Source organism: Enterobacter sp. Lyrl_3 (genome assembly GCF_051948675.1).
Classification (GTDB): Bacteria; Pseudomonadota; Gammaproteobacteria; order Enterobacterales; family Enterobacteriaceae; genus Enterobacter; species Enterobacter cloacae.
The window spans coordinates 17,332-42,245 of the sequence record NZ_JAYJLI010000019.1; the positions used below are offsets into that span (position 1 = coordinate 17,332).

A 24,914-nucleotide genomic window follows, 5' to 3' on the forward strand; every position below is an offset into this window, starting at 1 on the left:
CGAAGATCCAGGACGATCCTTGCGCTTTGTTGATGAGACCGTATAATCCTCGACCCGGCACGTGATGCTCTTCTTCCTGCGTCGTCCGTTGCTCATTTTCCACGCGAAATCGTGCGGAAATACGCGGGAAATAAGGAAAGAGAATTGACTCCGGAGTGTACAATTATTACAATCCGGCCTCTTTAATCACCCACGCTGAGGCGTTAGTCGTTCGAATCTCGTTCGGGTATACGCAAAAGTCAGTGAATTTATTCAAGTTTAGGTAGAAATCGCCATGAAACGCACTTTTCAACCGTCTGTACTGAAGCGCAACCGTTCTCACGGCTTCCGTGCTCGTATGGCTACTAAAAATGGTCGTCAGGTTCTGGCACGTCGTCGTGCTAAAGGCCGCGCTCGTCTGACCGTTTCCAAGTAATAAAGCTAACCCCTGAGTGGTTAAGCTAGCATTTCCCAGGGAGTTACGTTTGTTAACTCCCGCTCATTTCACTTTCGTCTTCCAGCAGCCACTACGGGCTGGCACGCCGCAAATCACCATCCTCGGCCGCCAAAATTCGCTGGGGCATCCCCGCATCGGTCTTACTGTCGCCAAGAAAAACGTTAAGCGTGCGCATGAACGCAACCGGATTAAACGTCTGACGCGTGAAAGCTTCCGTTTACGTCAGCACGAACTGCCTTCTATGGATTTCGTGGTGGTGGCGAAAAAAGGGGTTGCCGACCTCGATAACCGTGCTCTCTCGGAAGCGTTGGAAAAATTATGGCGCCGCCACTGTCGCCTGGCTCGCGGGTCCTGATAGCCCTCATTCGGGTCTATCAACGCCTGATTAGTCCGCTACTCGGGCCACACTGCCGTTTCACGCCAACATGCTCAAGCTACGGAATTGAGGCATTGCGCAGGTTTGGAGTGATAAAAGGCAGTTGGTTGACGGTGAAACGCGTATTAAAATGCCACCCTTTACACCCAGGTGGAGACGACCCCGTCCCCCCAGGACCCTTTGATACCAGAGAACACTAACGATGGATTCGCAACGCAATCTTCTTATCATCGCTTTGTTGTTCGTGTCTTTCATGATCTGGCAGGCATGGGAGCAGGATAAAAATCCTCAACCCCAGCAGCAGACCACGCAGACAACGAGCAGCCAGGGGAGTGCCGCCGACCAGGGCGTACCGGCCAGTGGCCAGGGGAAACAGATTACGGTTAAGACCGATGTGCTTGAGCTGACTATCAACACCCGTGGTGGTGATGTTGAGCAGGCGCTGCTGTTGACCTACCCGAAAGAGCTGAAGTCTACCGAGCCGTTCCAGTTACTGGAAACCACGCCAGAGTTTATCTACCAGGCGCAGAGCGGCCTGACCGGTCGTGATGGCCCGGATAACCCGGCTAACGGTGCGCGTCCACTGTACAACGTCGAAAACGACACCTTTGTACTGGCTGATGGCCAGAACGAACTCGTTATTCCGATGACCTACACCGACGCGGCAGGCAACACCTTCACTAAAACCTTCACCCTGAAACGCGGTGAATATGCAGTGAACGTGGGCTACAGCGTACAGAACGCCGGTGCGAAACCGCTTGAAGTATCGACCTTTGGTCAGCTGAAGCAGTCCATCAATCTGCCGTCTCACCGTGACACCGGAAGCAGCAACTTTGCGCTGCATACCTTCCGTGGCGCGGCATACTCCACGCCTGACGCGAAGTATGAGAAATACAAATTCGACACCATTGCCGATAACGAAAACCTGAACGTCAGCTCCAAAGGCGGTTGGGTGGCAATGTTGCAGCAGTATTTCGCAACGGCATGGATCCCAAATAACGACGGTACCAATAACTTCTACACCGCGAATCTGGGCAACGGTATTGCGGCTATCGGCTACAAATCTCAGCCGGTTCTGGTTCAGCCGGGTCAAACCGGTAAGCTGGCAAGCACCCTGTGGGTCGGCCCGGAAATCCAGGACAAAATGGCTGCTGTTGCACCGCACCTGGATCTGACCGTTGACTACGGCTGGTTGTGGTTCATCTCTCAGCCGCTGTTCAAGCTGCTGAAGTTCATCCACAGCTTCCTGGGTAACTGGGGCTTCTCCATCATCGTTATCACCTTCATCGTACGTGGCATCATGTACCCGCTGACCAAAGCGCAGTACACCTCCATGGCGAAGATGCGTATGCTGCAGCCGAAGATTCAGGCAATGCGCGAGCGTCTGGGCGATGACAAACAGCGTCAGAGCCAGGAGATGATGGCCCTGTATAAAGCAGAGAAAGTGAACCCGCTGGGTGGCTGCTTCCCGCTGCTGATTCAGATGCCAATCTTCCTTGCGCTGTACTACATGCTGATGGGTTCCGTTGAGCTGCGCCATGCGCCGTTCGCGCTGTGGATCCATGACCTGTCCGCACAGGACCCGTACTACATCCTGCCGATCCTGATGGGCGTGACGATGTTCTTCATCCAGAAGATGTCTCCGACCACCGTGACCGACCCGATGCAGCAGAAGATCATGACCTTTATGCCGGTCATCTTCACCGTGTTCTTCCTGTGGTTCCCGTCAGGTCTGGTGCTGTACTATATCGTCAGCAACCTGGTGACCATCATCCAGCAGCAGCTGATTTACCGTGGTCTGGAAAAACGTGGCCTGCATAGCCGCGAAAAGAAAAAGTCCTGATTCGGTAAGTTAACGCTAAAATAAGGGCGGTCGATTGACCGCCTTTTTTATTTGTATTGAACGAGAGCAACCATGAGCCATAACGACACTATCGTCGCCCAGGCAACCCCACCGGGACGCGGTGGTGTAGGCATTTTGCGTATCTCCGGCCTGAAGGCGCGCGAGGTCGCTGAAGCGGTGCTGGGTAAACTGCCAAAGCCGCGCTACGCTGATTATCTGCCGTTTAAAGACAGCGACGGTACCCCACTGGACCAGGGCATTGCGCTGTGGTTCCCCGGCCCGAACTCCTTTACTGGTGAAGACGTGCTGGAGCTGCAGGGTCACGGTGGCCCGGTCATCCTCGACCTGCTGTTAAAACGTATTCTGACTCTGCCGGGCCTGCGCATTGCGAAGCCGGGCGAGTTCTCCGAACGTGCCTTCCTCAACGACAAGCTCGACCTGGCGCAAGCCGAGGCGATTGCAGACCTGATCGACGCCAGCTCTGAACAGGCGGCCCGCTCCGCCCTGAACTCGTTGCAGGGCGCGTTTTCCGCACGCGTAAATCACCTTGTGGAAGCACTTACTCACCTCAGGATCTACGTCGAAGCAGCGATTGACTTCCCGGATGAAGAAATCGACTTTCTCTCTGACGGTAAAATTGAAGCCCAGCTCAATGACGTGATGGCCGATCTCGATGCCGTTCGCGCCGAAGCGCGCCAGGGGAGCCTGCTGCGTGAAGGGATGAAGGTGGTCATCGCGGGTCGTCCAAACGCCGGGAAATCGAGCCTGCTGAACGCCCTCGCGGGCCGTGAGGCGGCGATCGTGACCGACATCGCCGGGACCACCCGCGACGTGCTGCGCGAGCATATTCACATCGACGGCATGCCGTTGCATATCATCGACACTGCGGGTCTGCGTGATGCCAGCGACGAAGTGGAGCGTATTGGTATCGAGCGCGCCTGGCAGGAGATTGAGCAGGCCGACCGTGTGCTGTTTATGGTAGATGGCACCACGACCGATGCCGTTGACCCGGCGGAGATCTGGCCGGACTTTATCGCCCGTCTGCCGGCTAAACTGCCGATCACCGTGGTGCGTAACAAAGCAGACGTCACCGGCGAAACGCTGGGCATCAGCGATGTGAATGGTCACTCACTTATCCGTCTGTCGGCCCGCACCGGCGAGGGCGTTGACGACCTGCGTAACCATCTCAAGCAGAGCATGGGCTTTGACACCAGCATGGAAGGCGGCTTCCTGGCGCGGCGTCGCCACCTGCAGGCGCTGGAAGAGGCGGCACGTCACCTCGAGCAGGGCAAAGCGCAGCTGATTGGCGCATGGGCGGGGGAATTGCTGGCGGAAGAGTTGCGCCTGGCGCAGCAGAATCTGAGTGAGATCACCGGGGAGTTTACGTCGGACGATCTGCTTGGGAGGATCTTCTCGAGCTTCTGTATTGGTAAGTGACCCCCGTTACTGAAGGGTGATTTCCCCCAGGAAATCACCCTTGTCCAGTCGATTGCCGTACTCAAAGAGAGCCATCCGGCCGAAAGCTACTGAACCGTTTTTTATTAGTCGGTTATTGAACGCTACCCTGTGCGTGGCGGCGATCCTCACCTATGTAACCGTTTCCCCGGTGCTGCTGATGGAAACCATGGGTTTTAATCGCGAGCAGTATTCCACGATGGTCAGTATGGCGGTCTCGTTCTTGACGCCGTTTGCGCGCAATATGCTGATCGGGATTCTGATTGGCTGTAGCATGCTCTGCATCCTTTTACTTATGGTCCTCCAGCCCTTCACGCAGATCTGGCATAAACGGAACAGCCATAATCCGAAAATCCTCTGGCTACGCGAGACCATCAAGGCGTTATAGGGTGTCAGCGATCCAATTTTCGCCTAAGAAAATGTAAAGTTCGGTCCTCAGCCTTTTCTTACTATCATTTACTGATTAAAACAGGAGTTGAGTTAAGCGATAATGATGTAACCGTTTAACCGACTACGACCATTATCAAGGAGCGAAAAATGGCTACGCACTTTGCAAGAGGGATACTGACAGAAGGTCGTCTCGTATCGGCCAGAATTTCTTCAGCGTGTCACAGTGAAGCGCTCAAACTACCTGAGCACCGTCGGTCGCGTTTTTTGGCGTCCCGGGCGCTTCTTGCTGAACTGCTGTTTATGCTGTACGGCACCAGTGAGCTGCCGGACATCATCATCCAACCTGAAGGTCGTCCGGTCTTTGCCGACCCGGAGCTGCCGCGTTTCTCCATTGCCTATACGGGCAATATTATTGGCGTGGCACTCACCACCGAAGGCGATTGCGGGCTGGATATGGAGCTTCAGCGCGCGACACGCGGTTTTCACGGCGCCAGCCCGCATGATGATTACCCGCTCTCCAGCAATGAACAGCTGTGGGTGCGCAACCAGAACGATCCCACTGAAGCCCGGGCTCAGCTTATCACCTTGCGTCAGAGCATTCGTAAGCTCTGTGGCTGCGCGTCAGACGATGCCAGTCAGCTGCAACTCCTGCCGGGCTCCGGACGCCTGCGCTCCACGCAAGCCGCGCTGGTAGAAGCGCTCAGCGATGTTGAGGACGTACTGATCTGGTCTGTAGCAGTGACACCTGCCATTGAACGGCTGAAAATCTGGGAATTTGACAGTAAACAGGGATGGAGTAGCCTTCCGGATGTGCCCGAACGTGCCAACGAGCCCGCCGCGCGCCTGATGAGATTAACCAGTTTACCGGCAGAAAAAGCATATACCCTTAGCTGATCCGTTCAGGGTCATCATGATGAAACAGGAGTAATCATGTCTGAAACGTTGAAAGTCGTTACATTACTGGGAAGCCTGCGCAAAGGTTCATTTAACGGGATGGTTGCCCGTACGCTGCCACAGTTGGCTCCGGCGGGTATGGAGATTAGCGCCCTGCCGTCCATTGGTGACATTCCCCTTTACGATGCGGACGTGCAGCAGGAAGAAGGCTTTCCGCAGAGCGTCGAAGCGCTGGCCGAGCAGATTCGCCAGGCTGACGGGGTGGTGATTGTGACGCCAGAGTATAACTACTCGGTTCCGGGTGGTCTGAAAAACGCAATTGACTGGCTATCCCGCCTGCCGGAGCAGCCGCTTTCCGGTAAGCCGGTGCTGATTCAGACCAGTTCAATGGGTGCCATTGGCGGTGCGCGCTGCCAGTATCACCTGCGTCAGATCCTGGTATTCCTGGATGCAATGGTCATGAACAAGCCGGAATTTATGGGTGGAGTGATTCAGAATAAAGTCGACCCGCAGACGGGTGAAGTGGTGGATCAGAGCACGCGTGACCATCTCTCTGGCCAGTTGACGGCGTTTGGGGATTATATCAAGAGGGTGAAGGCTTAAGTGAGGTGCGGGCTGATGCCCTCACCCCAGCCCTCTCCCACGGGAGAGGGTGCAAACATGTTTATTTGGCGTCGATAAACACAATCTTCAGCACAAACAGCAGCGCCACAATGATGACGCACGGGCTGAGGTCGCGGAAACGACCGGTGCCAATCTTCATCACGCAGTAAGAGATAAAGCCCAGCGCGATACCTTCAGTAATAGAGAAACTGAACGGCATCATTACCGCGGTAATAAACGCCGGTACCGCTTCGGTTAAATCATCCCACTTCACGCGCGACAGGCTGGAGGTCATCAGTACCCCCACGTAAATCAGCGCACCGGCAGCCGCATACGGTGGAACCATGCCAGCCAGTGGAGAAAGGAAGATCACCAGCAGGAACAGAATACCCACCACAACCGCGGTCAGACCGGTACGGCCCCCTACGGAGACACCGGAAGAGGACTCAATGTAAGCGGTAACAGAAGAGGTTCCGATAAAAGCACCGCTGACAGAGGAGATGCTGTCCACAAACAGCGCCTGCTTCATGCGCGGGAATTTACCTTTCTCATCCGCCAGGCCCGCTTTGTCGGTCACGCCGATCAGCGTGCCGGAGGAGTCAAACAGGTTCACCAGCATAAAGGAGAAAATCACCCCCGCCAGGCCCAGATTCAGGGAACCCGCCAGATCAACATGACCAATAACGGTAGAGACGCTCGGTGGTGCGGAGACAATGCCGTTATAGTGAACGTCACCCAGCATCCAGCCCAGTAGGGTGGTCACTACGATGGACACCAGCACCGCCGCATGAATATTGCGGGAAGCGAGGATCGCGATGATAAAGAAGCCCAGCACGCCCAGCAGCACGTTATGGGAGGTCAGGTGACCGATGCTGACCAGCGTCTCCGGGTTAGCGACGATAACACCGGCATTTTTCAGCCCCATCATACCGATGAACAGACCGATACCGCTGGTGATACCCACGCGCAGGCTGACAGGAATGTTAGCAATCATCCAGTAACGCACGCGGAAAATAGTCAGCAGCAGCAGACCAACCGCACCCCAGAAGATAGCGCCCATGCCGACTTGCCACGGCAGCCCCATCGCCTGAACTACCACGAACGCAAAGAATGCGTTAAGCCCCATCGCCGGAGCCAGCGCAACCGGCAGGTTAGCGAATACGCCCATCAGAATGCTGCCAAGTGCAGCGATCAGGCAGGTGGTCACGAAGACGGCGCTGGTATCCATGCCAGCAACGCCCAGAATTTGTGGGTTAACAAAAACGATATAGACCATCGTCAGGAAGGTGGTAAAACCGGCGATCACTTCGGTGCGTGCCGTTGTGCCGTGCTCGCGCAGTTTAAACACGCGCTCAAGCAGACCCTGACCCGATGTCTGGGTTGTGTGTTGTTGACTCATCATCAATTTCCGAACAAGGAGGGAAAATTCGTCGCTATCCTATACCAAAATGCGACAATAGTGGCGGTTACGAGATACTTTTTTCATTGATTTTGCTTATACGGCAACGATTGCGTCTCGTTGAACTGCAGTACGTAAACGTTAAACTTGTAAAAAGGGAAAGGCATGTCCGGAATTGAAGCGGTATTTTTCGACTGCGACGGTACGCTGGTCGACAGTGAGGTCATTTGTTCCCGCGCGTATGTCGCCATGTTCCAGGAATTTGGTATTACGCTCAATCTCGACGAGGTGTTCAAACGCTTTAAGGGCGTGAAGCTGTACGAGATCATCGACATCATTAACGCCGAACACGGTGTGGATCTGGCGAAAACGGATCTGGAACCGGTGTACCGCGCCGAGGTCGCACGCCTGTTCGATTCTGAGCTGGAGGTCATTGCTGGCGCAAACGCGCTGCTGGATGCCATGACGGTACCGATCTGCGTGGTGTCTAACGGACCGGTCAGCAAAATGCAGCACTCGCTGGGTAAGCTTGAGATGCTGCACCACTTCCCGGAAAAACTGTTCAGCGGCTACGATATTCAACGCTGGAAGCCAGATCCTGCGCTGATGTTCCATGCGGCAAACGCAATGAACGTCAACGTAGAGAACTGTATTCTGGTGGATGACTCGTCCGCGGGCGCGCAGTCGGGCATTGATGCAGGAATGGAAGTGTTTTATTTCTGTGCCGACCCGCACAACAAGCCGATCGATCATCCAAAAGTGACGACCTTTACCGATCTGGCGCAGTTGCCGGAATTGTGGAAGGCGCGCGGGTGGAATATTACACGATAGGTTTTTGTAGGCCCGGTAAGCGCAGCGCCACCGGGCATTTTAACCACTGATTACTCTTTCGGATCTTTACCCGCCAGCAGTTTGTCCAGTTCGTCGCCGCCCACGTGACGGAAGTCCTGACCTTTCACGAAGTAGAAAATGTATTCGCAAATGTTCTGGCAGCGGTCGCCGATACGCTCGATAGAGCGCGCGCAGAACAGGGCGGTCAGTACGCTTGGGATCGTACGTGAATCTTCCATCATGTAGGTCATCAGCTGGCGCACAATGCCTTCATACTCCTGGTCGACTTTCTTGTCTTCACGGTAGATACGTACCGCTTCATCCAGATCCATACGCGCAAAGGCATCCAGCACGTCGTGCAGCATCTGCACCGTGTGGCGGCCCAGCGACTCCAGGCTTACCAGCAGCGGCTGATGCTGCTGAGAGAATTTCTCCAGCGCGGTGCGGCAGATTTTATCCGCAACGTCACCGATACGTTCCAGCTCGGCGATGGTTTTGATGATGGCCATCACCAGACGCAGGTCGCTCGCCGTCGGCTGACGCTTGGCGATGATGCGCACACACGCTTCGTCAATCGCCACTTCCATCATGTTGACGTTTTTATCGCCTTCGATAACGCGCTTCGCCAGTTCGCTGTCCTGGTTGTGCATCGCCGTGATCGCATCAGAAAGCTGTTGCTCGACCATGCCACCCATGGTCATGACCTGAGTGCGAATACTTTCCAGCTCTGCATTGAACTGGCCGGAAATGTGTTTATTAAGATTGAGATTGTCCATAGCGCGCTCCTGAATCAACCGTAACGACCGGTGATATAGTCTTCTGTTTGCTTTTTAGCGGGCTTGGTGAACAGATCGTCCGTGTTACTGAACTCAATCAACTCGCCCAGGTACATAAATGCCGTGTGGTCGGAGCAACGCGCAGCCTGCTGCATGTTGTGGGTCACGATAACCACGGTGTAATCCTGCTTCAGCTCGGTGATCAGCTCTTCGATACGACCGGTGGAGATCGGGTCCAGCGCTGAACACGGCTCATCCAGCAGCAGCACTTCCGGGCGGATCGCGATTCCACGCGCAATGCACAGACGCTGCTGCTGCCCGCCGGAGAGAGAGTAACCGCTCTGGTGCAACTTATCTTTGGTTTCGTTCCATAATGCGGCCTTGGTCAACGCCCACTGCACGCGCTCGTCCATATCGGCACGGGAGAGCTTTTCAAACAGGCGTACACCAAACGCGATGTTGTCGTATATCGACATCGGGAACGGCGTCGGTTTCTGGAAAACCATGCCCACTTTGGCGCGCAGCAGGGCGATATCCTGAGCCTGGGTCAGAATGTTTTCACCGTCCAGGATGATTTCGCCTTCGGCACGCTGCTCTGGATAGAGCGAGTACATTTTGTTAAAGGTGCGCAGCAGCGTGGATTTACCACAGCCGGACGGACCGATGAATGCCGTTACCTGGTTCTTCGCGATATCCAGGTTGATATTCTTCAGGGCATGGAATTTGCCGTAGTAGAAGTTCAAATCACGAACCTGAATCTTACCCGGGGCAGTATCAACCATACTCATTGACTCATTTCCTCATTCGGCGCCGCGAACTGCCGCGCCGTAAAAAATTAACCGTGTTTCTTCTTCGCGAAAATGACGCGCGCCAGAATGTTCAGCAACAGTACGCAAAGGGTGATGATCAGCACCCCGGCCCAGGCCAGCTGCTGCCATTCCGCGAATGGGCTCATCGCAAATTTAAAGATCGTCACCGGCAGGTTGGCGATCGGCTGCATCATGTCCGTGCTCCAGAACTGGTTGGAGAGGGCGGTAAACAGCAGCGGTGCCGTTTCACCCGCGATACGGGCAATGGCCAGCAGAATACCGGTCATGATCCCGGAGACAGAGGCTTTAAGCGTAATCGCGGAGATCATTTTCCACTTTGGTGTACCCAGCGCATACGCCGCTTCACGCAGACTGTCCGGCACCAGTTTGAGCATGTTCTCGGTGGTACGAATGACGATAGGCACCTGCAGCAGCGCCAGCGCAATCACACCCGCCCAGCCGGAGAAGTGTTCCATTTGTGCCACAACAATGGTGTAAACAAACAGACCCACCACAATAGACGGCGCAGAGAGCAGAATGTCGTTAATGAAACGAATCACTTCTGCGAGCCAGGATTTACGGCCATATTCCGCCAGATAGATACCCGCCATGATGCCAAGCGGCGTACCGAATACCGTCGCCCACAGGATCAGCAATCCGCTGCCTGCCAGGGCGTTCGCCAGTCCACCACCCGCCGTGTTCGGCGGAGGCGTCATTTCGGTGAACAGCGCCAGAGACATGCCGTCGATACCGCGAACCACGGTAGAGAAGAGGATCCAGATCAGCCAGAACAGACCGAATGCCATCGTCGCCATCGAGAGCGTCAGCGCGATACGGTTTTTAAAACGACGCTTCGCCTGCATTTTGCGGCGGGATTCCGCAAGCTGAGCAGGGCTTTGCATTTCGAGAGTTGCCATTAGCGTGCCCCCTCATTTTTCGCGAGACGCAGGATCATCAGCTTGGAGATCGCCAGTACGATGAAGGTAATCACGAACAGGATCAGACCCAGCTCCATCAGCGCCGCCACGTGCAGCCCGGATTCCGCTTCGGCGAATTCGTTCGCCAGTGCGGAGGTAATACTGTTACCCGGCATATAGAGCGAGGCACTGTCGAGCTGGTAGGTGTTACCGATGATAAAGGTCACCGCCATGGTCTCACCCAACGCACGCCCTAAGCCCAGCATCACGCCCCCAATCACCCCATTTTTGGTGAACGGAAGAACGATACGCCAGATCACTTCCCAGGTGGTGCAGCCAATGCCGTAAGCCGACTCTTTCATCATCACCGGGGTTTGTTCGAACACATCGCGCATAACTGCCGCAATGTACGGAATAATCATGATGGCGAGGATCACACCAGCCGCCAGAATACCGATACCGAATGCCGGGCCGGAGAACAGCGCCCCCACAAACGGAATAGCGGAAAGAACATTACCCACCGGCTCCTGGAAATACGTGGCAAACAGTGGCGCAAAGATAAACAGACCCCACATGCCGTACACGATACTTGGAATGGCCGCCAGCAGTTCAATGGCGATACCCAGCGGGCGTCGCAGCCAGCCCGGTGCCAGTTCCGTCAGGAACAGGGCGATACCAAAGCTTACCGGAACTGCAATCAGCAGGGCGATGAACGAGGTGACCAGCGTGCCGTAAATCGGCACCAGCGCACCGTAGATATCATTCGGCGCGTCCCACTCTTTGGTCCACAGGAAGGAGAAACCGAATTTCTGAATGCTCGGCCAGGAGGAGAAAATCAGAGACACTATAATGCCGCCCAGTAGCAATAGCACAATCAGCGCAGCCAGTTTTACCAGCGCGCTGAAAATCATGTCACCTTTTTTACCCGGAGGGTTAAATGCAGGCTTGGTTGCAGCCATAAATTACTCTTCTGTTTGAGACGTTTTACGAATATGCCCGGTGGCGCTGACGCTTACCGGGCCTACAGCGTTAACCGTAGGGCGGGTAAGCGTAGCGCCACCCGCCATCTTCGTTAAATATATCCTGTTAGTACAGCGCTTTACCGCTGCTGTCTTTCACGTTGGTTTTCCATGCAGCACGAATCTGCTCAACCACGCTGTCTGGCAGGCTGGCATAATCCAGGTCATTAGCCTGTTTGCCGCCGTTTTTGTATGCCCAGTCGAAGAACTTCAGCACTTCTGCACCCTGCTCAGGTTTCTTCTGCTCTTTGTGAACCAGAATGAAGGTGGTAGAGGTGATTGGCCACGCGTCTTCACCTTTCTGATTAGTCAGGTCCTGAGCGAAGGATTTGCTCCAGTCAGCGCCTTTTGCAGCGTTGGCAAAGTTCTCTTCAGTCGGGCTGACAGGTTTGCCATCAGCAGAAACCAGTTTGGTGTAGGACAGGTTGTTCTGCTTGGCGTACGCATATTCTACGTAACCGATAGAGCCCGGCAGACGCTGTACGAACGCGGCGATACCGTCGTTCCCTTTACCGCCCAGACCGGTTGGCCAGTTAACGGTAGAGCCGGAACCGACTTTAGATTTCCACTCTTCGTTCACCTTCGCCAGGTAGCTGGTGAAGACGAAAGAGGTACCAGAACCATCCGCGCGGCGAACCACGGCGATGTTCTGAGAAGGCAGCTTCAGGCCAGGGTTGAGCTTAGCGATGGCTTCGTCATCCCATTTTTTGATTTTGCCCAGGTAGATATCACCCAGGGTTTTGCCGTCCAGCACCAGCTCACCCGACTTCACGCCCGGCAGGTTGATCGCCAGAACCACACCACCGATTACGGTCGGGAACTGGAACAGGCCTTCCTGAGCCAGTTTGTCATCAGACAGCGGAGCGTCGGATGCGCCGAAATCAACGGTGTTTGCGGTAATTTGTTTCACGCCACCGGAGGAGCCGATACCCTGATAGTTAACCTTGTTACCGGTTTCTTTCTGGTAGGTATCCGCCCATTTGGCATACACCGGCGCAGGGAAGGTTGCACCAGCGCCAGTCAGGCTTGCTTCTGCGAATACAGAGAAAGCGCTCAGAGATAAGGTCGCGGCGACAACAGTTGCGACAGTGGTACGCATAACTTTCATAATGTCTCCTGCAAGGATTTCGTAAATCATTGTTTAAGTGGCTACGATGAGCAAAATAGGACAAACAGGTGACAGATAAATGTACGAATTATGACAGTTTTATGACAATGGAAATTTAGCTTAAAAACCAGCGAAAGATTCCTGATTTATCATCATGTTAGCCACAATCATGACAAGAACTTTTCAGAAATATTTTCTTTATGTGACACTGAAAAAAGTAGCTGAAGATGACAGATTGTCATAAATAAAAACGCGAATGCGTTGATTAAAAACAAACCAGGCAGGGTAAAAAAGCTCCACCCGAAGGTGGAGCCTGGAGGGATTATTCTACGGTGACCGATTTCGCCAGGTTACGCGGCTGGTCAACGTCGGTGCCTTTGATCAGCGCAACGTGGTAAGCCAGCAACTGCAGCGGCACGGTGTAGAAGATAGGGGCAATAACCTCTTCTACATGCGGCATCTCGATGATATGCATGTTGTCGCTGCTGGCAAAACCGGCGTCCTTATCAGCGAAGACGTACAGTACACCACCGCGGGCGCGAACTTCTTCAATGTTGGACTTCAGTTTTTCCAGCAGTTCGTTGTTAGGTGCCACAACGATAACCGGCATATCCGCGTCAATCAGCGCCAGCGGGCCGTGTTTTAGCTCGCCTGCCGCGTAGGCTTCAGCGTGGATGTAGGAGATCTCTTTCAGCTTCAGCGCGCCTTCCAGCGCAATAGGGTACTGGTCGCCACGGCCGAGGAACAGGGCGTGGTGCTTGTCAGAGAAATCTTCAGCCAGGGCTTCAATGCGCTTATCCTGAGACAACATCTGCTCAATACGGCTTGGCAGCGCCTGCAGACCATGAACGATGTCATGCTCAACAGAAGCATCCAGCCCTTTCAAACGCGCCAGTTTCGCCACCAGCATCAGCAGAACCGTCAGCTGCGTGGTAAACGCTTTGGTGGAGGCCACGCCGATTTCAGTGCCCGCTTTGGTCATCAGCGCCAAATCGGATTCACGCACCAGCGATGAGCCCGGCACGTTACAGATAGCCAGCGATCCCAGGTAACCCAGCTCTTTAGAGAGACGCAGCGCCGCCAGGGTATCTGCCGTTTCGCCAGACTGAGAAAGGGTGATCATCAGGCTGTTACGGCGCACGGCGGATTTGCGGTAGCGGAATTCAGAGGCGATTTCCACATCGCACGGCACGCCAGCCAGCGACTCAAACCAGTAGCGAGAGACCATCCCGGAGTTGTAGGAGGTACCGCAGGCCACAATCTGAATGTGCTCAACCTTGCTGAGCAGCTCGTTTGCGTTGGTACCCAGTTCGCTCAGGTCCACTTCACCGTGGCTGATACGACCGGTCAGGGTGTTTTTGATGGCGTTTGGCTGCTCGTAAATCTCTTTCTGCATGTAGTGACGGTAAGCGCCTTTGTCGCCCGCGTCGTACTGCAGATTGGATTCAATTTCAGGGCGTTTCACCTGCTCGCCTTTGGTATCAAATACCGTCACGCTGCGGCGAGTCACTTCTGCGATATCACCCTCTTCCAGGAAGATAAAGCGGCGGGTGACCGGCAGGAGCGCCAGCTGATCAGAAGCGATAAAGTTTTCGCCCATGCCCATACCGATAACCATTGGACTACCGGAACGCGCCGCCAGCAGGGTGGACGGATCGCGGGAGTCCATGATCACCGTACCGTACGCACCGCGCAGCTGTGGGATTGCGCGCAGCACCGCGTCACGTAGCGTGCCGCCCTGTGCCAGCTCCCAGTGCACCAGGTGCGCAATCACTTCGGTATCGGTTTCAGAAACGAAGGTATAGCCGCGCGCTTTCAGTTCTTCGCGCAGCGGTTCGTGGTTTTCGATAATGCCGTTATGCACGACCACGATGTGTTCAGACACATGCGGGTGCGCGTTGCCTTCAGACGGTTCGCCGTGTGTCGCCCAGCGGGTATGCGCAATACCGGTGCCACCGTGCAGCGGGTGTTCTTCCGCGGCCTGGGCCAGCATCTGCACTTTACCGAGGCGACGCAGACGGGTCATATGACCTTCTGCATCCACTACTGCCAGACCGGCAGAGTCGTAGCCACGGTATTCCAGACGACGTAAACCTTCGAGAAGGATTTCAGCAATATCACGCTGCGCAACTGCGCCAACAATTCCACACATAGTTAGATTTCCTGATTATGGCGTTATGCCATGCGTTGTCGCTGACCTGTATTTGCCCTTTCCGGGCGCCCCGAGCCTTGTAGAGAGTGGGGTTATTGTTATGGGTACTGCTTGTGGGGGGAGGATTATATTATCCCCGCACCCCGGCCCTCTCCCCAAAGGGGCGAGGGAGAAAAACACCGCACCGAACGATCCCCTCTCCCTTTGGGGAGAGGGTTAGGGTGAGGGGTAAATCCGTTACTTCTTCTTCACAGGGCGTTTCCAGCCCTGCTTGTGCACCTGCGGCACACGGCTTAATACCAGTTCGTTATCGGCGATATCGCGCGTAACGGTTGTCCCGGCGGCAATCGTTACACCGTTACCCACGGTAACAGGCGCCACCAGCTGAGTGTCGGAGCCGACAAACACATCATCACCGATGATGGTTTTAAACTTATTCGCGCCGTCATAGTTGCAGGTAATCGTTCCTGCGCCAATATTCACGTTGTCGCCAATTTCCGCATCGCCCAGATAGGTCAAATGACCGGCTTTAGAGCCTTTACCCAGACGCGCTTTTTTCATCTCAACGAAGTTTCCAACATGTGAGCCTTCCAGCAGCTCAGCCCCCGGGCGCAGACGCGCGAACGGCCCAATAGTGCACGCTGCGTCAAGACGGGCATCTTCCACCACGCTGTATGGGCTAATTTCGCAATCATCACCGATGATGCTGTTTTTGATCACACAGCCCGCACCAATTTTGACGCGGTTACCCAGCGTGACGTTACCTTCCAGGATAACGTTAGTATCAATTTCAACGTCGCGCCCGTGCGTTAACGTTCCACGCAGATCGAAACGCGCCGGATCGCGCAACATCACGCCGGCCAGCAGCAGTTTTTCGGCCTGTTCGGACTGATAAACACGCTCCAGACGGGAAAGCTGAAGGCGGTTATTCACCCCTTCGGTTTCGCTGATACGCGCCGGGTGAACCGCCGCAATCTCACGCCCTTCCTGGTACGCCATCGCAATGATGTCGGTGATGTAGTATTCACCCTGCGCGTTGTTGTTGTTGAGCTTAGACAGCCAGCGCTTCATGTCCGCGCCGTTAGCCATCAGGATACCGGTGTTGATCTCCTGAATCTGGCGCTGTGCTTCGCTGGCGTCTTTATGTTCAACGATACCCGTGACGTTGCCGTTTTCACGGGTGATGCGGCCGTAGCCGGTCGGATCGTCCAGCACGACGGTTAATAAACCGATACCGCCCTGCGGTTTGGCTTCACGCAGGCGAGTCAATGTGTCGATGGAGATCAGCGGAACATCGCCGTAGAGCATCAGAATGTCTTCGTCATCGGCAAAGAACGGTGCTGCCTGCTGCATTGCGTGGCCGGTTCCCAGCTGTTCAGCCTGAAGCACCCAGTTGAGCTTGTCATCGCTCAGCGTTTTTTTAAGCAGATCGCCGCCGTGGCCATAGACCAGGTGAACCTGGCGAGCGCCCAATTCATTTGCTGCATCAATAACATGCTGCACCATTGGCTTTCCTGCCAGTGTATGAAGCACTTTAGGCAGATCGGAATACATGCGGGTACCTTTGCCTGCGGCAAGGATCACCACGCTCATCGCACTGTTTGACATACGCATCCTGACGGTAGTTTGAGTGAGAAGTAAAAACGTTTGGTGCTTAAAATTCTACATCTTTTTCGTCATGAATTAAGGACGAAAAAAAAGCCAGCCTGGTATCCAGACTGGCTTTTGTGCTTTTCAAGCCGGTGTTACATCGCTTTTTTGGTCAACTCGATAACGCGCAGTTTGGCGATCGCTTTGGCCAGCTCCGCAGACGCCTGAGCGTAATCCACGTCACCATGAGAGCTGCTAATGTGCTCTTCAGCCTTACGCTTCGATTCCAGGGCTCGCGCTTCGTCGAGATCCTGGCCACGAATAGCGGTATCGGCCAGAACGGTCACACTGCCAGGCTGCACTTCAAGAATGCCGCCGGACAGATAGATAAACTCTTCGTGACCGAACTGTTTAACGATGCGGATCATACCAGGCTTAATGGCGGTGAGCAGCGGTGCGTGACCCGGGAAGATACCCAGTTCACCTTCACTACCCGTTACCTGGATTTTCTCGACCAGACCGGAGAACATTTGTTGCTCTGCGCTGACGACGTCCAGGTGGTAAGTCATTGCCATATCACCCTCCGATTAAGGCGTTAAAGTTTTTTGGCTTTTTCCACAGCTTCTTCGATGGAACCAACCATGTAGAACGCCTGCTCTGGCAGGTGATCGTATTCGCCTTCCATGATGCCTTTAAAGCCACGGATGGTGTCTTTCAGGGAAACGTATTTACCTGGAGAACCGGTGAATACTTCCGCAACGAAGAACGGCTGGGACAGGAAGCGCTGGATCTTACGCGCACGTGCTACCACCAGTTTGTCTTCTTCAGACAGTTCATCCATACCCAGGATGGCGATGATGTCTTTCAGTTCCTGGTAACGCTGCAGCAGGGACTGTACGCCACGCGCGGTGTCGTAGTGTTCCTGACCAACAACCAGTGGATCCAGCTGACGGCTGGTGGAGTCCAGCGGGTCAACGGCCGGGTAGATACCCAGAGACGCGATCTGACGGCTCAGTACCACGGTTGCATCTAAGTGCGCAAAGGTGGTTGCTGGTGATGGGTCAGTCAAGTCATCCGCAGGTACGTATACCGCCTGAACGGAGGTGATAGAACCGGTTTTGGTAGAGGTGATACGTTCCTGAAGAACACCCATCTCTTCCGCCAGCGTAGGCTGATAACCTACCGCTGAAGGCATACGACCCAGCAGTGCAGATACTTCAGTACCGGCCAGGGTGTAACGGTAGATGTTATCAACGAACAGCAGAACGTCACGGCCTTCGTCACGGAATTTCTCAGCCATCGTCAGACCAGTCAGCGCAACGCGCAGACGGTTTCCTGGTGGCTCGTTCATCTGGCCGTAAACCAGGGATACTTTGTCCAGAACGTTGGAGTCGGTCATTTCGTGGTAGAAGTCGTTACCCTCACGAGTACGTTCACCTACGCCCGCAAATACGGAGTAACCGGAGTGCTCGATCGCGATGTTACGGATCAGCTCCATCATGTTTACGGTTTTACCTACACCCGCACCACCGAACAGACCAACTTTACCGCCCTTCGCAAACGGACACATCAGGTCGATAACTTTGATACCGGTTTCCAGCAGTTCCTGAGAGCTGGACAGCTCTTCGTAGGAAGGTGCCGCGCGGTGGATAGCCCAACGCTCTTCTTCACCGATGTCGCCTTTCATGTCGATTGGCTGACCCAATACGTTCATGATACGACCCAGTGTTGCTTTACCTACCGGGACTTCGATCGGGTGCTCAAGGTCTTTAACTTCCAGACCACGACGCAGACCGTCGGAAGAACCCATCGCGATGGTACGCACGATACCGCCGCCGAGCTGCTGCTGAACTTCCAGCACCAGGCTCTCGTTACCATTCTGTACCTCAAGCGCGTCGTACACGCGTGGTACGGCGTCCTGAGGGAACTCGACGTCCACCACGGCGCCGATTACCTGGACAATCTTTCCAGTAGCCATCTTGAATCCTCTACGTAATTCGTAAACCTGGTTAAACCGCGGCGGCCCCCGAGACGATCTCGGTGAGTTCCTGAGTAATGCTGGCCTGACGAGCTTTGTTGTAAACCAACTGCAGCTCTTTAATCAGGCTGCCGCCATTATCGGTCGCGGCTTTCATCGCCACCATTCGTGCGGCCTGCTCGCTGGCCAGGTTTTCTACAACGCCCTGATAAACCTGAGATTCAACGTAACGACGCAGCAGGGTATCCAGCAGCGGTTTCGGATCGGGTTCATACAGGTAATCCCAGGCTTTCTGTTTCAGCTCGTCATCTTCTGAAGCCGGTAAAGGCAGCATCTGAGTGAGCGTTGGCACCTGAGACATGGTGTTAATAAATTTGTTGCTGACAACGTACAGTCTGTCCAGACGGCCTTCATCATAGGCCTGCAACATCACTTTAACCGGGCCGATCAGTTCGGACAGGGACGGGTTATCACCCATACCGGTCACCTGAGCGACAATGTTGCCACCAACGGAGTTAAAGAAAGAGACGCCTTTAGAGCCGATCAATGCGAGGTCGCACTGAACGCCTTTATCGGACCAGCCTTTCATATCCGCCAGCAGTTTTTTGAACAGGTTAATGTTCAAGCCGCCACACAGACCACGGTCGGTCGACACCACCAGGTAGCCCACGCGCTTAACGTCGCGTTCTTCCAGGTAAGGGTGCTTATATTCCAGATTACCGTTTGCAAGGTGACCAATCACTTTGCGCATGGTTTCTGCATAAGGACGGCTGGCCGCCATGCGATCCTGCGATTTACGCATTTTGGAAGCGGCGACCATCTCCATCGCTTTAGTGATCTTTTGCGTGTTCTGGACGCTTGCGATCTTACTACGTATCTCTTTTGCGCCGGCCATGAGCTTCTCCTCAATGCCAGGCGGCTTGTCCTGAGACAAGCCGCCGGACGATTACCAGGATTGGGTTGCTTTGAAGGAATCGAGGATAGCTTTCAGCTTGCCTTCGATTTCGTCGTTATAGCCACCGGTCTGGTTGATCTCTTGCATCAGCGGAGCGTGATCACGGTCGACGTAAGCCAGCAGAGCGGCTTCGAAGCTACCGATTTTCGCCAGTTCCACATCTTCGAGGTAACCGCGTTCAGCCGCGAACAGTACCAGGCCCTGCTGAGCAACAGACATTGGTGCGTACTGTTTCTGCTTCAGCAGCTCGGTCACTTTCTGACCATGGCTCAGCTGTTTACGGGTTGCTTCGTCCAGATCGGATGCGAACTGAGAGAACGCAGCCAGTTCACGATACTGTGCCAGCGCGGTACGGATACCACCGGACAGTTTCTTGATGATCTTGGTCTGAGCAGCACCACCTACACGGGATACGGAGATACCCGGGTTAACCGCCGGACGAATACCGGAGTTAAACAGGTTGGTTTCCAGGAAGATCTGACCATCGGTAATGGAGATTACGTTGGTCGGAACGAACGCAGAAACGTCACCCGCCTGGGTTTCAATGATCGGCAGCGCGGTCAGAGAGCCCGTTTTACCCTTCACTTCACCTTTGGTGAAGTTCTCGACGTATTCCGCGTTAACGCGGGAAGCACGCTCCAGCAGACGAGAGTGGAGGTAGAATACGTCGCCAGGGAACGCTTCACGTCCTGGTGGACGACGGAGCAGCAGGGAAACCTGACGATAAGCAACAGCCTGTTTAGACAGGTCATCGTATACGATCAGTGCATCTTCACCGCGGTCACGGAAGTATTCACCCATAGCACAACCGGCGTATGGCGCCAGGTATTGCAGTGCAGCAGATTCAGAAGCGGTAGCCACAACAACGATGGTGTTAGACAGCGCGCCGTGCTCTTCCAGTTTACGAACCACGTTAGAAATGGTGGACGCTTTCTGGCCGATAGCCACGTACACACATTTGATGCCGGAGTCACGCTGGTTGATGATGGCATCGATAGCCATCGCGGTTTTACCGGTCTGACGGTCACCGATGATCAGTTCACGCTGACCACGACCGATTGGGATCATGGCATCAACGGACTTATAACCCGTCTGAACAGGCTGATCTACGGACTGACGGTCGATAACGCCCGGTGCGATAACTTCGATTGGAGAGAAGCCATCGTGCTCAACCGGACCTTTACCGTCGATTGGTGCACCCAGGGTGTTAACAACACGACCCAGCAGGCCACGGCCAACCGGAACTTCCAGAATACGGCCAGTACACTTAACCTTCATGCCTTCGGCGAGGTCAGCGTATGGACCCATCACAACTGCACCTACGGAGTCGCGCTCCAGGTTCAGTGCGATAGCGTAACGGTTACCCGGCAGGGAAATCATCTCACCCTGCATACAATCGGCCAGGCCGTGGATGCGGATAACACCGTCACTTACAGAAACAATAGTACCTTCGTTATGAGCTTCGCTCACAACATTGAACTGAGCAATGCGCTGCTTGATCAGTTCGCTGATTTCGGTGGAATTCAGTTGCATGCTCCAGTCCCCTTAAGACTGCAAGACGTCTGCAAGGCGCTCAAGACGGCCGCGTACGCTGCCATCAATGACCATATCACCCGAGCGGATGATTACGCCTGCCATTACAGACTTATCGATTTTGCAATTCAGCTTAACTTTGCGTGACAGACGTTTTTCCATCGCGGCGGTAATTTTCGCAAGCTGTTCATGACTCAGTTCAGTCGCAGAAGTTACTTCAACTTCAGCAGTAGCTTCACTAAGGGCACGTAAGTGCTCAAACTGCTCGAGAACATCCGGGAGCACACGGAGACGACCATTTTCTGCCATTACCTTAATCAGGTTCTGGCCGTTGGCATCCAGTTGCTCTCCGCACACGGCGATGAACGACGCGGCGAGGGTTTCAGGTGCTAATGCACCAGAAAGCAACTCGGCCATTTGTTCGTTTTTCGTCACCTCAGCGGCAAACGCCAGCATATTCTGCCAGCGATCGACATTTTGGTGTTCGACAGCAAAGTCAAAAGCTGCTTTGGCGTAGGGGCGAGCTACCGTAACAAATTCAGACATCAGCCCCTCCCTCCTTACAGTTCAGCGACAAGTTTGTCCACGATGTCGCTGTTAGCAGCTTCATCCACGGAACGTTCGATGATCTTCTCGGCGCCAGCAACAGCCAGAATCGCAACCTGCTTACGCAGTTCTTCACGAGCACGTTTACGCTCAGCTTCAATTTCAGCCTGAGCCTGTGTCACGATCTTAGTACGTTCCTGTTCTGCTTCAGCTTTGGCTTCGTCCAGGATCTGAGAACGGCGTTTGTTAGCCTGTTCGATGATTACCTGAGCTTCCGCTTTCGCTTTTTTCAGCTGGTCTGTCGCGTTGGCCTGTGCAAGGTCCAAATCTTTCTTTGCACGTTCTGCAGAAGCCAGACCGTCAGCAATTTCTTTCTGACGTTTTTCGATGGCAGCCATTAAAGGCGGCCATACATACTTCATGCAGAACCAGACAAAGATAATAAACGCGATGGCCTGGCCGAGGATTGTTGCGTTCATGTTCACAGCACAATACCTCTTAAATTTCTGTGGCTTGGGGTTTTAAAACAACTACTACGCGACAGCAAACATCACGTACAGACCCAGACCTACAGCGATCATTGGGATAGCATCCACCAGACCCATAACGATAAAGAACTGAGTACGCAGCAGAGGAATCAGATCAGGTTGACGCGCAGCGCCTTCCAGGAATTTGCCCCCGAGGATGCCGATACCGATCGCAGCACCGATAGCCGCCAGACCCATCATCACAGCGGCAGCCATGTACAGCAGATCCATATTCAGGTTTTCCATGACAGTCTCCAGTTTGTTTCAATTAAAACGTAGTAGTGTTGGTAAAAAATCAGTGCTCTTCAGACGCCATCGACAGATAGACGATCGTCAGAACCATGAAGATAAAGGCTTGCAGCGTAATGATCAGGATGTGGAAAATGGCCCACGGCACATTCAGAACCCACTGTGACCACCACGGCAGAAGACCCGCGATCAGAATGAAAATCAGCTCACCCGCATACATGTTGCCGAACAGTCGCAGACCCAGTGAAACAGGTTTGGACAGCAGGCTAACGCCTTCCAGGATCAGGTTGACCGGAATAAACGCCCAGTGGTTGAACGGCTGCAAGGTAAGCTCTTTCACAAAGCCGCTTACGCCTTTCATTTTGATGCTGTAGAAAAGAATCAGGATAAACACGCCCAGCGCCATCGACAGGGTGATGTTCACGTCAGCAGACGGAACCACGCGCAGAGCAGGCAGACCGAAGACATGCTCGCCAATCCACGGCAGGAAATCGATAGGCAGAAGGTCCATCAGGTTCATCAGGAAGACCCACACGAACACGGTCAGTGCCAGTGGCGCAATCAGCTTGCTCTTACCATGGTACATGTCTTTCACGCTGCCATGGACGAAGCCGATGATCATCTCAACGAACGTCTGGAATTTCCCTGGAACACCGCTGGTCGCCTTTTTAGCAACACCGCGGAACATGGCCAGGAACAGAAGACCCAAAACCACCGAGAAGAACATGGAGTCGATGTTGATCGTCCAGAAGGTGGCCGGGGGGTTATGCGGATCCACCAGCGAGAATGTACGCAGGTCCAGCTGAAGGTTATTCAGATGGTGACCTATGTAATCCTGCGGCGTCATATTTTCTGAAGCCATGATGCCTTTTACCCTTTGTTATTGATTACAGCTGGAGCCAGAACTTGTACCACCAGCACCAAAACCCACGTAGCTATCAGCGGCATGAATACCACTTTCAAAACCGCCAGCGCCATCACCAGTAGAGCAAAGGTCAGCAACACCTTACACACTTCGCCGAGGGCGAAGGACCAGGCCACGCGGCCTTTGGCAGGTGTATGCGCCTGATGACGCCAGGCAAAAATCATAAACAACATGTTTGGCAGCACAACCGCCAAACCCCCGCACACGGCGGAGATGCCCCAGAAGGGGTCTTTGAGGCTAAACAGCAGTCCACTTGCTATCACAGCCAGAAACTGAATGAACAGAAGCTTACGAGCAACGTTTCTACTCAAGAGCGACACAGACATCACGTTTTTACTCCTGCTCCCTTCGAGGTATGCCGCGTGTCGTATAAAACGTCCTTTAAGGCTCAGAGTCAAGCATCAAAAAGCGGTCAAATTATACGGTGCGCACCCGTGATTTCAAACATTAAGTAGCGAAAAGGTGAATAAATGTTTAAATATTTTTCCCCGCCGCTATTTTTCAACTTTTGATGAAAGCCCCGACCTTCGAGCAAAACTGCAAACAGCGCGAAAACGTTGACTACAAAGCGTGCACGAGATCACAAAATACACATTTGCGATAAGGTTGTATTTATCAAACTCGTAAATCGCTTAATTTCATCTTTCTGAAATTAAAGATAAAATGTCGCAACTATTTTCAAAACAGCCCCGTATACAATAAAAACCTTTTATTGACATTCTTAATAAATATTTAACATTGCATTCTGGTTGCTGCTTTCCACTTTTAGCAGGCTGATATTTTCGTGGTTGATTATCTTCAGGGTGAACAATGGTGAGGAAGTTAACCATTAGAAAACCCTTAGTAAAAACACGGTTAAATTCTCTCCGGCAAAATCCGTTGTGTTGTGCTGTTTTTTAACACTGACAGAACAGCACAAATTCCACATTTTTTATTAATTTTTTAAAAATTGTTTGGCTTAATTATCACCAGATGACGTTCGCCTTCGAGCTGAGGAATCTGTAATTTCTCAATGGACTCGACAGCAAAACCGTCCGGAAGCTGTTCAATTTCATCGCCGGGCAACTGCCCTTTCAGCGCATAAAAACGGCCATTCCCTGCCGGTAAGTGCTTACACCAGCTCACCATGTCATTAAGCGAAGCAAACGCACGGCTGATAACCCCGTCGAACGGTGGCTCTGCCGGAAACTCCTCTACCCTGCTTTGCACAGGCGTGATGTTCTCAAGCTTCAGCTCATGCTGTACCTGGCGCAAAAAACGCACGCGCTTGCCAAGGCTATCCAGCAGCGTGAAATGGCTTTCCGGGCGGACAATTGACAGGGGAATACCCGGCAGGCCAGGACCCGTGCCCACATCGATAAAGCGCTCACCGTTCAGGTACGGCGCAACCACAATGCTATCGAGAATATGGCGAATCAGCATCTCGTTGGGGTCGCGTACGGAGGTGAGGTTGTACGCTTTATTCCATTTGTTCAGCATATCGACATAGGCCACCAGCTGATTTTTCTGGTGATCGGTGAGCGAAATACCTGCCTGATCCAGCAGACGAGAGAGTTTATTGAGCACGGTGAATACCTGTTGAGAGACTTAAGTGGCGGGTGGC

26 protein-coding genes and 1 pseudogene are annotated in these 24,914 nt (G+C 53.7%); 9 read left to right on the forward strand and 18 right to left on the reverse strand.

Annotated elements, in window-relative coordinates:
- Positions 1 to 274: 274 nt before the first annotated feature.
- The 8 genes and pseudogenes from rpmH (at position 275) to VF709_RS21880 (ending at position 5,997) form a co-directional block, all read left to right on the forward strand.
- A complete protein-coding gene (gene rpmH, locus VF709_RS21845) occupies positions 275 to 415 on the forward strand; it encodes a 50S ribosomal protein L34 (protein ID WP_000831330.1) in 141 nt (46 codons plus the stop codon).
- A 16-nt stretch (positions 416 to 431) separates the two neighbouring features.
- Positions 432 to 791: a ribonuclease P protein component gene (rnpA, locus tag VF709_RS21850; RefSeq protein ID WP_028028049.1), complete on the forward strand. Its 360-nt coding sequence runs from the start codon at positions 432 to 434 to the stop codon at positions 789 to 791.
- Positions 755 to 1,012 carry a membrane protein insertion efficiency factor YidD gene (gene yidD, locus VF709_RS21855; protein WP_001307474.1) on the forward strand — a complete coding sequence of 86 codons (258 nt, stop codon included), beginning with the start codon at positions 755 to 757 and terminating at the stop codon, positions 1,010 to 1,012. Before rnpA ends, yidD begins: the two co-directional genes overlap by 37 nt.
- A gap of 2 nt (positions 1,013 to 1,014) precedes the next feature.
- Positions 1,015 to 2,655 carry a membrane protein insertase YidC gene (yidC, locus tag VF709_RS21860; RefSeq protein ID WP_020685445.1) on the forward strand — a complete coding sequence of 547 codons (1,641 nt, stop codon included), beginning with the start codon at positions 1,015 to 1,017 and terminating at the stop codon, positions 2,653 to 2,655.
- A 72-nt stretch (positions 2,656 to 2,727) separates the two neighbouring features.
- Positions 2,728 to 4,092 (forward strand): tRNA uridine-5-carboxymethylaminomethyl(34) synthesis GTPase MnmE, encoded by a 1,365-nt coding sequence (gene mnmE / locus VF709_RS21865; RefSeq protein ID WP_020685446.1) that lies wholly within the window; start codon positions 2,728 to 2,730, stop codon positions 4,090 to 4,092.
- A 97-nt stretch (positions 4,093 to 4,189) separates the two neighbouring features.
- Positions 4,190 to 4,498: pseudogene (locus VF709_RS21870) on the forward strand (hypothetical protein); the annotation flags it as partial.
- 149 nt (positions 4,499 to 4,647) lie between these two features.
- On the forward strand, positions 4,648 to 5,394 hold the full coding sequence (locus tag VF709_RS21875; protein WP_013099416.1) for a 4'-phosphopantetheinyl transferase family protein: 747 nt from the start codon (positions 4,648 to 4,650) through the stop codon (positions 5,392 to 5,394).
- Positions 5,395 to 5,430: 36 nt separating this feature from the next.
- Complete coding sequence (locus VF709_RS21880; protein ID WP_013099415.1) at positions 5,431 to 5,997, forward strand: NADPH-dependent FMN reductase; 567 nt, start codon at positions 5,431 to 5,433, stop codon at positions 5,995 to 5,997.
- 61 nt (positions 5,998 to 6,058) lie between these two features.
- On the opposite strand, the gene adeP is transcribed toward VF709_RS21880, so the two are convergent.
- Positions 6,059 to 7,396 carry an adenine permease AdeP gene (gene adeP / locus VF709_RS21885; protein WP_023621401.1) on the reverse strand — a complete coding sequence of 446 codons (1,338 nt, stop codon included), beginning with the start codon at positions 7,394 to 7,396 and terminating at the stop codon, positions 6,059 to 6,061.
- Between the two features lie 165 nt (positions 7,397 to 7,561).
- Here adeP and yieH point away from each other — a divergent pair, with 165 nt between their 5' ends.
- Positions 7,562 to 8,227: a 6-phosphogluconate phosphatase gene (gene yieH, locus VF709_RS21890; RefSeq protein ID WP_038982282.1), complete on the forward strand. Its 666-nt coding sequence runs from the start codon at positions 7,562 to 7,564 to the stop codon at positions 8,225 to 8,227.
- Positions 8,228 to 8,277: 50 nt separating this feature from the next.
- Here the strand turns inward: yieH and phoU are convergent, their stop codons facing one another.
- The 17 genes from phoU to rsmG form a co-directional block, all read right to left on the reverse strand.
- Positions 8,278 to 9,003, reverse strand: coding sequence for a phosphate signaling complex protein PhoU (gene phoU / locus VF709_RS21895; protein WP_008500182.1), 726 nt, complete (start codon positions 9,001 to 9,003; stop codon positions 8,278 to 8,280).
- Between the two features lie 14 nt (positions 9,004 to 9,017).
- Positions 9,018 to 9,791 carry a phosphate ABC transporter ATP-binding protein PstB gene (gene pstB / locus VF709_RS21900; protein ID WP_008500183.1) on the reverse strand — a complete coding sequence of 258 codons (774 nt, stop codon included), beginning with the start codon at positions 9,789 to 9,791 and terminating at the stop codon, positions 9,018 to 9,020.
- A 47-nt stretch (positions 9,792 to 9,838) separates the two neighbouring features.
- Entirely contained in the window at positions 9,839 to 10,729 is an 891-nt protein-coding gene (gene pstA / locus VF709_RS21905; protein WP_013099412.1) for a phosphate ABC transporter permease PstA, read from the reverse strand.
- Positions 10,729 to 11,688, reverse strand: a complete 960-nt coding sequence (gene pstC, locus VF709_RS21910; protein WP_013099411.1) for a phosphate ABC transporter permease PstC — start codon at positions 11,686 to 11,688, stop codon at positions 10,729 to 10,731. The genes pstA and pstC overlap by 1 nt, the downstream gene beginning before the upstream one ends.
- Positions 11,689 to 11,815: 127 nt before the next feature.
- Entirely contained in the window at positions 11,816 to 12,856 is a 1,041-nt protein-coding gene (pstS, locus tag VF709_RS21915; RefSeq protein WP_013099410.1) for a phosphate ABC transporter substrate-binding protein PstS, read from the reverse strand.
- Positions 12,857 to 13,178: 322 nt separating this feature from the next.
- Positions 13,179 to 15,008 carry a glutamine--fructose-6-phosphate transaminase (isomerizing) gene (gene glmS, locus VF709_RS21920; RefSeq protein WP_047352065.1) on the reverse strand — a complete coding sequence of 610 codons (1,830 nt, stop codon included), beginning with the start codon at positions 15,006 to 15,008 and terminating at the stop codon, positions 13,179 to 13,181.
- Positions 15,009 to 15,245: 237 nt separating this feature from the next.
- Positions 15,246 to 16,616 (reverse strand): bifunctional UDP-N-acetylglucosamine diphosphorylase/glucosamine-1-phosphate N-acetyltransferase GlmU, encoded by a 1,371-nt coding sequence (glmU, locus tag VF709_RS21925; protein WP_045293067.1) that lies wholly within the window; start codon positions 16,614 to 16,616, stop codon positions 15,246 to 15,248.
- A gap of 137 nt (positions 16,617 to 16,753) precedes the next feature.
- Positions 16,754 to 17,173 (reverse strand): F0F1 ATP synthase subunit epsilon, encoded by a 420-nt coding sequence (locus VF709_RS21930; protein WP_006177560.1) that lies wholly within the window; start codon positions 17,171 to 17,173, stop codon positions 16,754 to 16,756.
- 20 nt (positions 17,174 to 17,193) lie between these two features.
- Positions 17,194 to 18,576: a F0F1 ATP synthase subunit beta gene (atpD, locus tag VF709_RS21935; protein WP_003862362.1), complete on the reverse strand. Its 1,383-nt coding sequence runs from the start codon at positions 18,574 to 18,576 to the stop codon at positions 17,194 to 17,196.
- Positions 18,577 to 18,607: 31 nt separating this feature from the next.
- A complete protein-coding gene (atpG, locus tag VF709_RS21940; protein WP_003862364.1) occupies positions 18,608 to 19,471 on the reverse strand; it encodes a F0F1 ATP synthase subunit gamma in 864 nt (287 codons plus the stop codon).
- Positions 19,472 to 19,522: 51 nt separating this feature from the next.
- Positions 19,523 to 21,064 carry a F0F1 ATP synthase subunit alpha gene (gene atpA / locus VF709_RS21945; RefSeq protein ID WP_003862367.1) on the reverse strand — a complete coding sequence of 514 codons (1,542 nt, stop codon included), beginning with the start codon at positions 21,062 to 21,064 and terminating at the stop codon, positions 19,523 to 19,525.
- A gap of 12 nt (positions 21,065 to 21,076) precedes the next feature.
- Positions 21,077 to 21,610, reverse strand: a complete 534-nt coding sequence (gene atpH / locus VF709_RS21950) for a F0F1 ATP synthase subunit delta (RefSeq protein WP_013099407.1) — start codon at positions 21,608 to 21,610, stop codon at positions 21,077 to 21,079.
- Positions 21,611 to 21,624: 14 nt separating this feature from the next.
- Positions 21,625 to 22,095, reverse strand: a complete 471-nt coding sequence (atpF, locus tag VF709_RS21955) for a F0F1 ATP synthase subunit B (protein ID WP_013099406.1) — start codon at positions 22,093 to 22,095, stop codon at positions 21,625 to 21,627.
- A gap of 48 nt (positions 22,096 to 22,143) precedes the next feature.
- Positions 22,144 to 22,383: a F0F1 ATP synthase subunit C gene (gene atpE, locus VF709_RS21960; protein ID WP_000429386.1), complete on the reverse strand. Its 240-nt coding sequence runs from the start codon at positions 22,381 to 22,383 to the stop codon at positions 22,144 to 22,146.
- A gap of 49 nt (positions 22,384 to 22,432) precedes the next feature.
- A complete protein-coding gene (gene atpB, locus VF709_RS21965; RefSeq protein ID WP_013099405.1) occupies positions 22,433 to 23,248 on the reverse strand; it encodes a F0F1 ATP synthase subunit A in 816 nt (271 codons plus the stop codon).
- A gap of 8 nt (positions 23,249 to 23,256) precedes the next feature.
- Positions 23,257 to 23,637, reverse strand: coding sequence for a F0F1 ATP synthase subunit I (gene atpI / locus VF709_RS21970; protein WP_006177553.1), 381 nt, complete (start codon positions 23,635 to 23,637; stop codon positions 23,257 to 23,259).
- A gap of 616 nt (positions 23,638 to 24,253) precedes the next feature.
- Entirely contained in the window at positions 24,254 to 24,877 is a 624-nt protein-coding gene (gene rsmG / locus VF709_RS21975; RefSeq protein WP_149896775.1) for a 16S rRNA (guanine(527)-N(7))-methyltransferase RsmG, read from the reverse strand.
- Positions 24,878 to 24,914: the final 37 nt, after the last annotated feature.

What these genes read in the sequence shown, in the direction of transcription:
- atpD (WP_003862362.1), bottom strand. Translation starts at nt 18,576, where the DNA reads ATGGCTACTGGAAAGATTGTCCAGGTAATCGGCGCCGTGGTGGACGTC.
- pstS (WP_013099410.1), bottom strand. Translation starts at nt 12,856, where the DNA reads ATGAAAGTTATGCGTACCACTGTCGCAACTGTTGTCGCCGCGACCTTA.
- yidC (WP_020685445.1), top strand. Translation starts at nt 1,015, where the DNA reads ATGGATTCGCAACGCAATCTTCTTATCATCGCTTTGTTGTTCGTGTCT.
- glmU (WP_045293067.1), bottom strand. Translation starts at nt 16,616, where the DNA reads ATGTCAAACAGTGCGATGAGCGTGGTGATCCTTGCCGCAGGCAAAGGT.
- VF709_RS21930 (WP_006177560.1), bottom strand. Translation starts at nt 17,173, where the DNA reads ATGGCAATGACTTACCACCTGGACGTCGTCAGCGCAGAGCAACAAATG.
- atpI (WP_006177553.1), bottom strand. Translation starts at nt 23,637, where the DNA reads ATGTCTGTGTCGCTCTTGAGTAGAAACGTTGCTCGTAAGCTTCTGTTC.
- yidD (WP_001307474.1), top strand. Translation starts at nt 755, where the DNA reads ATGGCGCCGCCACTGTCGCCTGGCTCGCGGGTCCTGATAGCCCTCATT.
- pstB (WP_008500183.1), bottom strand. Translation starts at nt 9,791, where the DNA reads ATGAGTATGGTTGATACTGCCCCGGGTAAGATTCAGGTTCGTGATTTG.
- VF709_RS21880 (WP_013099415.1), top strand. Translation starts at nt 5,431, where the DNA reads ATGTCTGAAACGTTGAAAGTCGTTACATTACTGGGAAGCCTGCGCAAA.
- atpH (WP_013099407.1), bottom strand. Translation starts at nt 21,610, where the DNA reads ATGTCTGAATTTGTTACGGTAGCTCGCCCCTACGCCAAAGCAGCTTTT.
- pstC (WP_013099411.1), bottom strand. Translation starts at nt 11,688, where the DNA reads ATGGCTGCAACCAAGCCTGCATTTAACCCTCCGGGTAAAAAAGGTGAC.
- phoU (WP_008500182.1), bottom strand. Translation starts at nt 9,003, where the DNA reads ATGGACAATCTCAATCTTAATAAACACATTTCCGGCCAGTTCAATGCA.
- mnmE (WP_020685446.1), top strand. Translation starts at nt 2,728, where the DNA reads ATGAGCCATAACGACACTATCGTCGCCCAGGCAACCCCACCGGGACGC.
- atpE (WP_000429386.1), bottom strand. Translation starts at nt 22,383, where the DNA reads ATGGAAAACCTGAATATGGATCTGCTGTACATGGCTGCCGCTGTGATG.
- VF709_RS21875 (WP_013099416.1), top strand. Translation starts at nt 4,648, where the DNA reads ATGGCTACGCACTTTGCAAGAGGGATACTGACAGAAGGTCGTCTCGTA.
- atpG (WP_003862364.1), bottom strand. Translation starts at nt 19,471, where the DNA reads ATGGCCGGCGCAAAAGAGATACGTAGTAAGATCGCAAGCGTCCAGAAC.
- pstA (WP_013099412.1), bottom strand. Translation starts at nt 10,729, where the DNA reads ATGGCAACTCTCGAAATGCAAAGCCCTGCTCAGCTTGCGGAATCCCGC.
- atpA (WP_003862367.1), bottom strand. Translation starts at nt 21,064, where the DNA reads ATGCAACTGAATTCCACCGAAATCAGCGAACTGATCAAGCAGCGCATT.
- atpB (WP_013099405.1), bottom strand. Translation starts at nt 23,248, where the DNA reads ATGGCTTCAGAAAATATGACGCCGCAGGATTACATAGGTCACCATCTG.
- adeP (WP_023621401.1), bottom strand. Translation starts at nt 7,396, where the DNA reads ATGAGTCAACAACACACAACCCAGACATCGGGTCAGGGTCTGCTTGAG.
- glmS (WP_047352065.1), bottom strand. Translation starts at nt 15,008, where the DNA reads ATGTGTGGAATTGTTGGCGCAGTTGCGCAGCGTGATATTGCTGAAATC.
- yieH (WP_038982282.1), top strand. Translation starts at nt 7,562, where the DNA reads ATGTCCGGAATTGAAGCGGTATTTTTCGACTGCGACGGTACGCTGGTC.
- rpmH (WP_000831330.1), top strand. Translation starts at nt 275, where the DNA reads ATGAAACGCACTTTTCAACCGTCTGTACTGAAGCGCAACCGTTCTCAC.